Here is a 10,549-nt window from a genome sequence, read left to right as displayed (position 1 = left end):
GCCCTGGGAGATACCTCGACGCTTGCAGATCCCGGCGTTGTTGATAATCTGATCAAAGGACGATTAAACCGGTAAGCAATTGAACAGGTAAGCTATGGCCCGCATCATCATCGCTGATGACCATCCGCTGTTTAGGGGCGCATTATGCCAGGCGGTGACGAAATTATGGCCAGACGCCCAATTGGTAGAGACGAAGACCGTCGCCGAGGCAAATGCCGCGGCGAAAGCCGGACCGGCCGACCTGCTCCTCCTCGACCTGCATATGGAAGATAGCGACGGTCTCACCGCACTGCTGGATTTTCGGCATGAATTTCCTGCACTTCCCGTTGTGGTTGTCTCTGCGAGCGAGGATAGTCGCGTTGTTTCTGCCTGCCAAAGCCTCGGCGCATCGGGCTTCATTCCCAAATCGGTCAATCTGGATGTCATGCGTCAAGCGCTCGCGCAAATCCGCGATGGCGATGTCTGGTTTGATATTGAAGCGACAGAAAGTGAAGATAATACAGCGCTGTTCGACAAGCTTGCCAGTCTGACACCCGCACAAAGACGGATTTTGAACCTCGTCAGCCAGGGCATGTTAAACAAGCAGATCGCCTATCGAATGGAGATTAGTGAAGCGACTGTCAAAGCCCATATTACCGCAATTTTTCGCAAGCTGGGTGTCGTCAATCGTACGCAGGCCGTGCTGGTCGCCAAGCAGCTCGATATCGAAGAGCCGGAAGTCAAATCCGCCTGATCTCAGCCTTTGCGGAGGGTTTGGCTGATCAATGCGCGAAGAGCTGCGGGAGAAGCCGGCTTGAGCAATCTTTCGATGGACAATCGCGCGGCAGTTTCTCTGGTACGGTCAGAATCCTCTGCGGTTACCAATATCGCGACTGTCGGCTTGCCCCATTTATCAATCAGCTTCTCGAATAGCTCATCGCCTGTCCAGCCATCGTCGAGCTGATAGTCGAAAATCACCATGTCGGGGGGGGTCGCAAAGGCGGCATAAGCCTGTTCCGGCCCCAAAGCGGTTTTAATCTCGCACCCCCAGCGTTCGAGCAACGCGGAAAGTGAATCCAGGGCATCCTGATCATTGTCAATATACAGGATGGTCCGGCCTTCCAGATCGGACGCGCGGGATTTGCTTGCTTTGGGCGCTGCTACTTCCAGTGGCTGCGCCGGGGCCAGGTCAAGCAGGAGCGAAAAAATACTGCCCGCGCCCGGTGCCGATTCAACCGCAATTTCGCTATCAAGCAAACGCGCGATACGCTGGGATATGGAAAGGCCGAGACCGGCACCTTCCTTCTTGTCATAGGGCCCGACCTGGTGGAACTCCTCGAAAATCCGCTCATGTTCTGCGCCGTCAATACCGGGCCCGGTATCGATGACCTTGATACACGCCTGATCGGACCTGGATTCAACGGTCAGGGAAACTGACCCATTGTCCGTATAGCGAACGGCGTTGGAAACGAGATTTTGCAATATGCTGAGAAGCAAATTTCGATCCGTCTCAACCCATGTTTCGGGCGCATCCACGTTCAGCGTTAGCCCCTTATCTTGCGAAGCCCGGTAAAATTCGGAGCGCAGGTCGTCAAACAAGGGCGACAGCGGGAATTTCGTTATTTCGGGTTGCAAACCGCCGCTATCCAGTTTTGATATGTCGAGCAGCGCGCGAAGCAGCCGATCGGCCATTTCGATTGAACGGTCAATATCATGGGCAAGCTTTTTGGCCTTGGGCTGCTGCGCGCCAATCTCCTCGTCGAGCGCGGACGTGAATAATCTTGCTGCATTCAAAGGCTGGACAAGATCATGGCTGGCTGCTGCCAGAAAGCGGGTTTTGGACCGGGTTGCTTTCTCAAGCGCAACATTGGCTTCGGTGAGCTGCAAGGTGCGCTCTTCGACCTTTGCTTCCAGCGCGCGTTCCGACCGCCGGTCTGCCGTGATATCCGTATAGCTGGTCACATAGCCGCCAGTTGGTGTCGGATTGCCCAATATCCGCAAGATCCGGCCGTCGGCCTGTTCCCGCTCCAAACCATGTTTGCGGCCGGAACGCATATGGTTGAGCCGTTTGGCAACTTCCGCGTCCACCTGGTTTTCGCTCAGTCCGTTGCGCCGGATATTATAGCCGATAAGATCCGAGATAGGGCAGCCGACCGCAACCAGATGATCGGGCAAGTCAAACATCTCGACATAACGGCTGTTCCACGCCACCAGCTGCATATCATTGTCGACCACTGCGACGCCCTGGTCGATATTCTCGATGGCTGTCTGAAGCAAATCGCCGCTAAACTGCAGGCGCTGCGAGGTTTCGTCGAACATCGCGACAACCTGCTCCAGCGGGATCGGGTCGCCCTCCATAGTTGAAGCGATAATGGCTCTCGCTGAGGATGCGCCGAGAACGCCGGAGAGTTGCCGTTCAATCATTTCGATCAGGCGGTTGTCGGCAATATCCAGGTCAGAATAGCGACGGCCCAACTGTTCGCCAAGTTGCTGCATCGCCGCACGACTGCGCGTGTCACCGACAAACTGCCGGAGCAGCAGGCGATAATCGGCAACGCGCATCCTTTCTGAAGCATCACTGCCGTCCGCGATGCGATAATCCATTCCGATAAACGCGGCCGACTGCGCCTTGTCGATGATATTAGCCTGGGTATAGAGGGAGAATAATATATAAGCGCCTATGTTTATGCCAAGACTGACGATTACGGCCGACACCAATATATCCTCTGCAATCTGGACGACCGGATCCGTATCGAGATATGTGGGAACAATCAGCAATATGATCCATGCCGCAAAGCCCAGGATCAATCCCGCGATCATCCCCTTCCGGTGGCCCAGCTTCCATAACAGGCCGCCAACCAAACCCGGTGCAAACTGGGAAACAGCGGCAAATGAAATCGTCCCCAGCCCGGCCAGCGTAGAGGCGCTATTGATCGTGCGATAATAGAGAAAGGCGAGAAAAAGCAGACCGATAATAGTCAGCCGCCTTATCCACAGCAATGACTGGCCAAGCATGGCGTGGTTGGTCTTGCGGCGGTAAAAAAGCGGTACGATCAGGTCATTGGTGATCATGCTCGACAGGGCGACAGTTGTGACGATCACCATCCCGGTTGCGGCAGAAAATCCGCCGATGAATACCAATATGGCAAGCCAGTCGGCGCCCGCGTTCAGCGGCAGGGCCAGCATCAGCATATCGGGATTGATCTGGCCCGTGGACACAATTGATGTTCCGGCGACCGTGATCGGGAAGACGACCAGTGCAATCAGGACAAGATAGGCCGGGAAGACAAGCCGCATGAGCCTGTCCGGGCGGTCTTTTTGGGCTTCGACAATGGTCATGTGAAATTGACGCGGCAAACACAGGGCAGCGCAGGCAGAAATGAGCGTCAGCACCGCGAAGCGACCATCCACCTGGTCGGCCTTGAAAATATCGCCAAACTCGCGGGAAAATTCGATTTGTTCTGCACTTGCTCCGGTAAACATCAGGGCTGCAAATAGCGCGACTGCCAACAGGGCCAGCATTTTCACGATGGCTTCGGCTGCGATGGTCAGCACCAGACCCCGATTATGCTGGGTAAGATCAACCTGCCGCGCCCCGAATAATATCGCGAATAATGCCATCACGGCTGCCACTCCCAATACGATATCGTCGGAGTTCACCGATCCGCCGATATTGGGTGACAATGCCGACAGCGTCTGGCCGACGGATTTGAGTTGCAAGGCAACATAAGGCAAAAGACCGATGGTAGCGATGATTGTGACGAGAGCAGCCACCGCGCCGCTTTTTCCGTAACGGGTCGACAAAAAGTCCGCGATCGAGGTGCTGTGTTGCGCTTTGCCGATTTGCAGGGTCCGCGCGACCAGGCCATATCCGATGGTGAACAGCAATATCGGTCCCAGATAAATCGGCAGAAAATGCCAGCCGCTGGACACGGCTGTTCCCACGGCACCGTAGAAGGTCCAACTCGTGCAATAGACGGCGAGCGAGAGCCCATAGACCCAGGATTGCGCGCGCGATCCGAGGGAAAGATGACCGCTATCGCCCCGTAACGCCAACCAGAACAAGCCTGCGGCATAGAGCACGGCAATGGCCAGTGCGATCCACAAGATCATATTTTCCTCCCCAGCTGACTAGATGACATACCAACACACCGAACGGACGGGCAAATAAAAAGGGCGGCACCAAGCGCCGCCCTTTCTTCCCTGGGAGGAAATTTCTCAATGCGAAGCCGCATCTCCGGCCCCGCGGGGTACGCGGATCGAGTCGATCAGCCTGCGCACTTCCAGCGGCGGCGAGTCCGTCATCTTCGACACTGCTATCGCGATGGCAAAATTGAGGATCATACCAATTACGCCAATACCCTCTGGCGAGATACCGAACAGCCAGTTGGCTGCCACATTGGCTTCCGGCGCGACCAGTTTGAAATAGGCGATGTAGCAGAAGGTGAATACCAGTCCGCTTACCATGCCCGCAATCGCACCTTCCTTGTTCATGGACTTCGAGAAAATGCCCATGAAAATCGCCGGGAAGAGGGATGCTGCTGCCAAACCGAATGCGAAGGCAACAACCTGCGCCACCCACCCCGGAGGATAGATGCCGAGATAGCCAGCCACCACAATCGCCGCGGTTGCCGCGATCCGTGCCGCCATCAATTCCCCTTTTTCGGTGATTTGCGGACGGAAGGTCTGCTTCAGCAAGTCATGGCTGATCGATGACGAAATCACCAGCAACAGACCGGCTGCGGTCGACAGCGCAGCGGCCAGACCGCCAGCGGCCACCAGAGCAATCACCCATCCCGGAAGATTTGCAATTTCCGGATTGGCAAGCACCATGATGTCCCGATCAACATAGATCTCATTCTCGCTCTCGGCATTGGGTGCATTCGCAATCAGGCGCTCTCCATATTTGCCGGTCTCTCCGTTAAAATCGGGCTTGCCGGCGAAAGCGTCCCCAGAACGATATTTCATCTTGCCGTCGTCATCCTTGTCGGTCCAGGCGATCAGGTCATTGCTTTCCCAATTTTTGAACCAGCCCGGAGCTTTTTCATAGTCGGTCTGATCAACCGTCTCGATAAAGTTGATCCGGGCAAAAGCGCCTACCGCAGGTGCGGTCGTGTAGAGCAGGGCAATGAAGACCAACGCCCAGCCTGCCGACTTACGAGCGTCGGACGCTTTCGGAACGGTAAAAAACCGGACAATGACATGGGGCAATCCGGCGGTGCCCACCATCAGCGCGGCCGTAATACAGAAAACATCGATCATCGATTTCGATCCGTCAGTATAGGCACCAAAGCCCATATCCTGGAGCACCAGATCGAGTTTCTGCAGCACGTACATGCCCGAACCGTCATTGACCGTCGAACCCAAGCCCAATTGTGGAATCGGATTGCCGGTTACCAGAAAGCTGATGAAGAAGGCTGGCACCATATAGGCAAAGATCAAAACGCAATATTGTGCGACCTGGGTATAGGTGATGCCTTTCATCCCGCCGAGTACCGCATAGAAGAATACAATGCCCATGCCGACAATCACGCCGAGCGTAATCGGAACATCAAGGAAGCGGGAAAAAACAATACCCACGCCGCGCATCTGTCCAGCAATATAGGTGAAGCTGATGAAGATCAGACAAATCACCGCCACGACGCGCGCTGTTTTCGAATAATAGCGCGTGCCGATAAAGTCGGGCACGGTAAATTGTCCAAACTTGCGCAGATAGGGCGCAAGCAGGAGTGCCAGCATGACATAACCGCCAGTCCAGCCCATCAAATAGACGGAACCGTCATAGCCGGAAAAAGCGATGATGCCCGCCATCGAGATAAAGCTGGCCGCAGACATCCAGTCAGCTGCCGTTGCCATACCATTGACGACCGGGTGCACCCCGCCGCCAGCAACGTAAAATTCCTTGGTCGATCCGGCCCGTGTCCATATCGCAATACCGATATAAAGCGCGAAGGAGAGGCCGACAAAAATATAGATTAATGTTTGTGTATCCATGTCAACCTCCCTCAATCATCCAGATCATATTTGCGTTCGATTTTCTTCATTTTCGCCGTGTAGAAGAAGATGAGGAAAACGAAGACATAGATCGAGCCTTGCTGGGCGAACCAGAAGCCAAGAGGATAGCCGCCGAGCGAAAACTGATCGAGAAACTCGCGGAACAATATTCCTGCGCCAAAAGACACGGCGAACCAGATCACCATCAATGTCCAGAGCAATCTGAGATTCTCCGACCAATATGCCTTTTCATTTTGATTGGTTTCCGAATCCGGACCCGGGCCACCGTCATTCGGCTCCGGTACGGATGGATCATTGTCAGCCATGCTATCCTCCCCCTAAATTATGTCAGATCATGGCCGGTTTCTGGCCATTGTCCTGAAAGGCTAAAGGGGATGGAGAAATTTCATAGAGAGACTTTGGTCTAATATGGCTGGGTCAGAGGCTTAGCCCCTCATCAGCACGTCCCGGATCATAAGCTCTTTGGCTTTTCGCCGGGCACATTGGGCTAGAAATAGCTCGCCGCACGCGATTGCATCGGTCAACCCGTCATGCGCGCGATAGGACGGCAGGCCATATTGCGCGCGCAATTTGCCCAGACGCAAACCATCTGCCGTTCTCTGTTTCGGGAACCACCGCTCCTCCAACTGCATCGTGCAGATAAAATGCCCGACAAACGGAACCCCGAAACAGCGCAAACAGGCGGTGTTCAAAAAGGATCGTTCGATCGTCGCGGAATGCGCCACGATCACCGATCCTTTTAATACGGACAGCAGCGCGGCCACCACATCGCGCTCCAGCTGACCTTCGGTTGCCGCATCATCGGTAATCCGGTGAATGATGACAGCGGATTCCTGCAGTTGGTTCTCCGCACGAATCCGCAGCCGTTGCGCCGTTTCCAGTTTTATCGCTCCATCGCTGATTCCAACCCAGCCGGCCTCAAGCAACTGAGCGTCTTTCGCCAAGCCGTCGCTCTCAAAATCAAGCGCGATCAAGCGCGTGTCATCGAGCAACCGATCCGCGGATAGCAGTCCATCATAATAATCTTCCATCGGCGTGGATCGTGCCATTTTCTGCGCATTGTCCCAATCCTGCGAAAAGCGTTTTTGCTGGAGCCAGCCTCGCCAATCGAGCTTCACTAGAGACCGCCCGCATATTTGCGGTTGATGATGTCCATATGATCGCGGATTATGCGGAAGGCATCTTTCAGATGTTCACGTTCGAACCGGGATAACGCCTTGGGCGAAAGATTATTAGTCGGTGCTTCACCGCGCTTGATCTGATCGGACTGATGGCGAAAACGAACGCTGCGGATAAATTCAAAGCAATCGGTGATGTCGGAGACAGCCTCGTTGCTCAACTCATTCCGCTCCGCTGCCATTTTGAGACGTTCGTCGCTGTTCACTTCGGCCAGCCCCAGCGCCAGGGCATAGACCCGGGCAATGTCGACGACCGGCGCGATCGCCTGATGCTTCAGGTCGAGCACATCACCTTCTTTTTCATCATGTTGCAGCAGGAAATTGCGGAAAAACCCCAAGGGAACCTTGGTATTTGATGCGGCGCGCGCAATGAAGGACAAGAATATCCTGTTGGCGCGGCTCCATTGGAAAATCTGGGTGCGGAGCCCATCGACCATTTCTGCGTCACCAGCAACGCATCGCATGTCGAAGAAGATCGTCGTATTCAGGATATTGTCCGGATCGGGCTTGTCGATCCAGTCCTGGTAGCGCTTTTTCCAGACTGCCAGAGGTTGCCGCCATTTATCGTTGGTCGCCATGATATCACCGGGGCAGTAAATGTAGCCGGCGCTGTTCAGACCGTCGCACAGCAAGGTCGCAAGCTGCTCAAAATAAGCCTCGTGCCGGGCTGCAATATAGCTATCGTCGAGAATAAACCCGTTATCCTGGTCCGAACCGCCAGCCTGCTCCTGCCGAGCGAGCGATCCGAAAACAACCAGAGCATAAGGCACCGGAGGCGGACCCAATTGCTCCTCGGCCAGTTTCAGCAATTGCCGATGCGTCGTTTCCCCGATATTCGAAACGAAGCGCGCTGCATGGTCGGCATCAACCCCGGATGCGATCAGATTGGCCAATACCGCATCCACGCGCCGTGCCGCCTTGGCCACCGCAGCAGCAGTTCTGGCCGCCTTGATCTCGGCCACCACCCGCAGCGCGCTCATGCCAAAGCGGTTAAGCAAGTCGCTGGAACTGACGACGCCGACAATCTGGCTTGCCTTATCGACAACCGGCAGGTGGTGGATATTATTCTGCGACATGATCAGCATGGCCGACAACAGATCATCGTCCAGAGACATGGTAATCGGATCCGGTGTCATCACGCTGGAAACCGGGCTATCCAGCGAGACATCTTCACCCAGGACCCGGCGGCGCAAGTCCTTGTCAGTCAATATGCCAACCAGCTTCCCATTGTCCGTCAGCGGCAGGGTCGAGACATCAGCCAGCGTCATCCGTTTCGCGGCCGCGCGGATTGTATCATCTGGCGATCCGGTTACGACTTCGCTCCGGCGCAGCAGGGACTCCAGCTTGACCGCAACCAGCGCGGCATCGCCATGACCTTCTTCGGAGCGGCGCAGACCGTCAACCGCCAGCCTCAAGCGCTCGGCCTCATCCTTGGCAAAAAAAGCCCTGAATGTTTCGTGGCTGGCCAGCAATTTGCGAAAATCCGCCTTGGGAAGCTGATAGATCAGGCAATCCTCCAGCGCGATCACCTTGTTGCGGGTGACTTCATGGTGCAACAGCGAGGGATAGCCGAAAACGCCACCTTCGCCCAACCGGTTGTTCAATTCGGTTCCGCCCAATCGCAACTCGACTGCGCCCGATCGCACGATACCGAGGGCAAGATTTTGCTGACCGGCATCAATTATCACCGTCTCTCGCGGAAAATATCGTATTTCGATTTTGCGCGCCAGCGAGGAAATCTCGTTCGCCGACAGCGTATCAAATGGCGCATGACGGTTTAGAAAAGAAATGACTTCATCAATTTCCACGAAAACCTCCCTGGCAGATATTGCACAATATAGAAGAGACAACCTATTAGCCAAAGGTATCATCAGGATCAGGAATTATCGGGAATCAGCCCCGCTATTGCGCCGACAAAGACGCGGGGGCGATAATATCCGACGGGTTTTGATTGGCGAAAAATGGCGGACAGGGTGGAAAACATTCTTAAGCCACAAGGCGTCGTTATTCCGATATATTAATTAAACTATCGCGTCATACCCCGGTCTGTCGCCGCATTTTCTAAAAGCTAGTTAAATATATTCGCTTCCCGGCCGATTGGGTAAAAGTCATTACGCGAAATGCAGGCGCCGATATTTGCCCCGGAAATATAACAGGGGATCGCGCCGCGGTTCAAAGCTTGCCTTTATCACGCGACCGACCAGTATGAAATGGTCACCGCCATCATGTATAGCGTCCTTTGCGCATTCAAAGCTGCTTAGCGACCCTGTGAGCACCGGAACGCCTGTTTCTCCCGGTTCCCAAGCGGTATCGGCAAAACGATCCTCGCTTTTCCCGGCAAAGCGGTCTGATGCTGGTTGCTGGCCGATTTGAAGCACATTCACGGCAAAATGAGAGGCGTCCTTCAGCGTGGCTGCGCTTCCTGCCTTGTTGGCGATGCAGACAAGCAGCAAGGGAGGATCAAGCGAGACAGACGTGAAACTGTTCGCCGTCAAGCCAATGGGTGAACCATCCGCTGCAGTCGCTGTGACAATGGTGACGCCGGTGGCAAAACAGCCCAGCGCATCGCGCAGAGTCCGGGCATCAGAGCCCGAGCGATATTCCGGCGCGGCAAGCGGTTGCCGCCGTTCCAGAAAATCCAGCAACAGTGCGTTAAAAACCTCGGTTCTATCATTGGTTACGAGTAATTTTGTATCTTCAACCTCAACAAATTCGGCATCGGGTATGGCGCTGACAAAAGACGCTGCTTCTGACCCTGAACCCATGTCGTTCAGTGCCCCGCGCACGGATAATACCGGAATGGCCAGTCGAGGAGCGGCCTCGGTCAGTCGATCTGTCAACCCGGACACTTCCAGCCGATCTATCATCTGCGGGTCCCAGCTTGGTTCATCTTTTGATTGTGCAGCGCGCTCGCGCATCTGCTCGCCAATTGTGCGCGCCGTCGCACTATCTACATGGGCAGGAATGTCGACCAGAACCAGTCCGGCGGCGAGCGTCGCAGCATCCCTGCCAAGCGCAATCGTTGCAATCCAGCCGCCCAATGTGGCCGCAACCACAACCGGGCGCGTACCCATTTGCGCCAGAACGGCACGCAGGTCTTCGACATAAGCATCGAAATCATAGCGACCGTCGGGGGACCATTCGCTGGCTCCATGCCCCCGCAAGTCGAGGCTGAATACGCGCCGCCCGGCTTTTTCCAGTGCCTTTGCCACATCCTTCCAGACACCGCGCGTCTGTCCGCCGCCGTGTATCAGGAGAACGGATGGATCCTCCTCAGAGCCGATGGCTTCGGCTTCCAGCCGGATTCCTGCAAATCCTTTGAATTCGACGACGCTCATGTTTTCACTGTTCCTTTCAGAGGCTGCTCAAGGTTTCTG

General features: G+C 55.1%; 7 protein-coding genes. 1 reads left to right on the top strand and 6 read right to left on the bottom strand.

What is annotated here, in order from left to right; translation table 11 throughout:
- Positions 1–94: 94 nt before the first annotated feature.
- Complete coding sequence (locus ACN0WX_RS11365; RefSeq protein WP_417622428.1) at positions 95–733, top strand: LuxR C-terminal-related transcriptional regulator; 639 nt, start codon at positions 95–97, stop codon at positions 731–733.
- A gap of 2 nt (positions 734–735) precedes the next feature.
- Here ACN0WX_RS11365 and ACN0WX_RS11360 read toward each other — a convergent pair whose 3' ends face one another.
- The 6 genes from ACN0WX_RS11360 to ACN0WX_RS11335 form a co-directional block, all read right to left on the bottom strand.
- Positions 736–4,092 carry a PAS-domain containing protein gene (locus ACN0WX_RS11360; RefSeq protein ID WP_417622427.1) on the bottom strand — a complete coding sequence of 1,119 codons (3,357 nt, stop codon included), beginning with the start codon at positions 4,090–4,092 and terminating at the stop codon, positions 736–738.
- 105 nt (positions 4,093–4,197) lie between these two features.
- The gene (locus tag ACN0WX_RS11355) at positions 4,198–5,973 is read right to left on the bottom strand and encodes a sodium:solute symporter family protein (RefSeq protein WP_417622426.1); all 1,776 of its coding nucleotides are present in this window, start codon (positions 5,971–5,973) and stop codon (positions 4,198–4,200) included.
- A gap of 11 nt (positions 5,974–5,984) precedes the next feature.
- On the bottom strand, positions 5,985–6,299 hold the full coding sequence (locus tag ACN0WX_RS11350; RefSeq protein ID WP_417622425.1) for a DUF4212 domain-containing protein: 315 nt from the start codon (positions 6,297–6,299) through the stop codon (positions 5,985–5,987).
- Positions 6,300–6,419: 120 nt separating this feature from the next.
- Entirely contained in the window at positions 6,420–7,112 is a 693-nt protein-coding gene (locus ACN0WX_RS11345) for an exonuclease domain-containing protein (RefSeq protein WP_417622424.1), read from the bottom strand.
- Complete coding sequence (locus ACN0WX_RS11340) at positions 7,112–8,980, bottom strand: DUF294 nucleotidyltransferase-like domain-containing protein (RefSeq protein ID WP_417622423.1); 1,869 nt, start codon at positions 8,978–8,980, stop codon at positions 7,112–7,114. The genes ACN0WX_RS11345 and ACN0WX_RS11340 overlap by 1 nt, the downstream gene beginning before the upstream one ends.
- A gap of 303 nt (positions 8,981–9,283) precedes the next feature.
- A complete protein-coding gene (locus ACN0WX_RS11335) occupies positions 9,284–10,510 on the bottom strand; it encodes an alpha/beta fold hydrolase (protein WP_417622422.1) in 1,227 nt (408 codons plus the stop codon).
- Between the last annotated feature and the right edge of the window lie 39 nt (positions 10,511–10,549).

This window comes from Parasphingorhabdus sp., from assembly GCF_048269915.1.
GTDB lineage: Bacteria > Pseudomonadota > Alphaproteobacteria > Sphingomonadales > Sphingomonadaceae > Parasphingorhabdus.
This window is presented reverse-complemented; position numbering and strand designations above follow the sequence as displayed.

Coding starts and splice junctions, on each gene's coding strand:
- ACN0WX_RS11365 (WP_417622428.1), top strand. CDS start 95: ATGGCCCGCATCATCATCGCTGATGACCATCCGCTGTTTAGGGGCGCA.
- ACN0WX_RS11360 (WP_417622427.1), bottom strand. CDS start 4,092: ATGATCTTGTGGATCGCACTGGCCATTGCCGTGCTCTATGCCGCAGGC.
- ACN0WX_RS11355 (WP_417622426.1), bottom strand. CDS start 5,973: ATGGATACACAAACATTAATCTATATTTTTGTCGGCCTCTCCTTCGCG.
- ACN0WX_RS11350 (WP_417622425.1), bottom strand. CDS start 6,299: ATGGCTGACAATGATCCATCCGTACCGGAGCCGAATGACGGTGGCCCG.
- ACN0WX_RS11335 (WP_417622422.1), bottom strand. CDS start 10,510: ATGAGCGTCGTCGAATTCAAAGGATTTGCAGGAATCCGGCTGGAAGCC.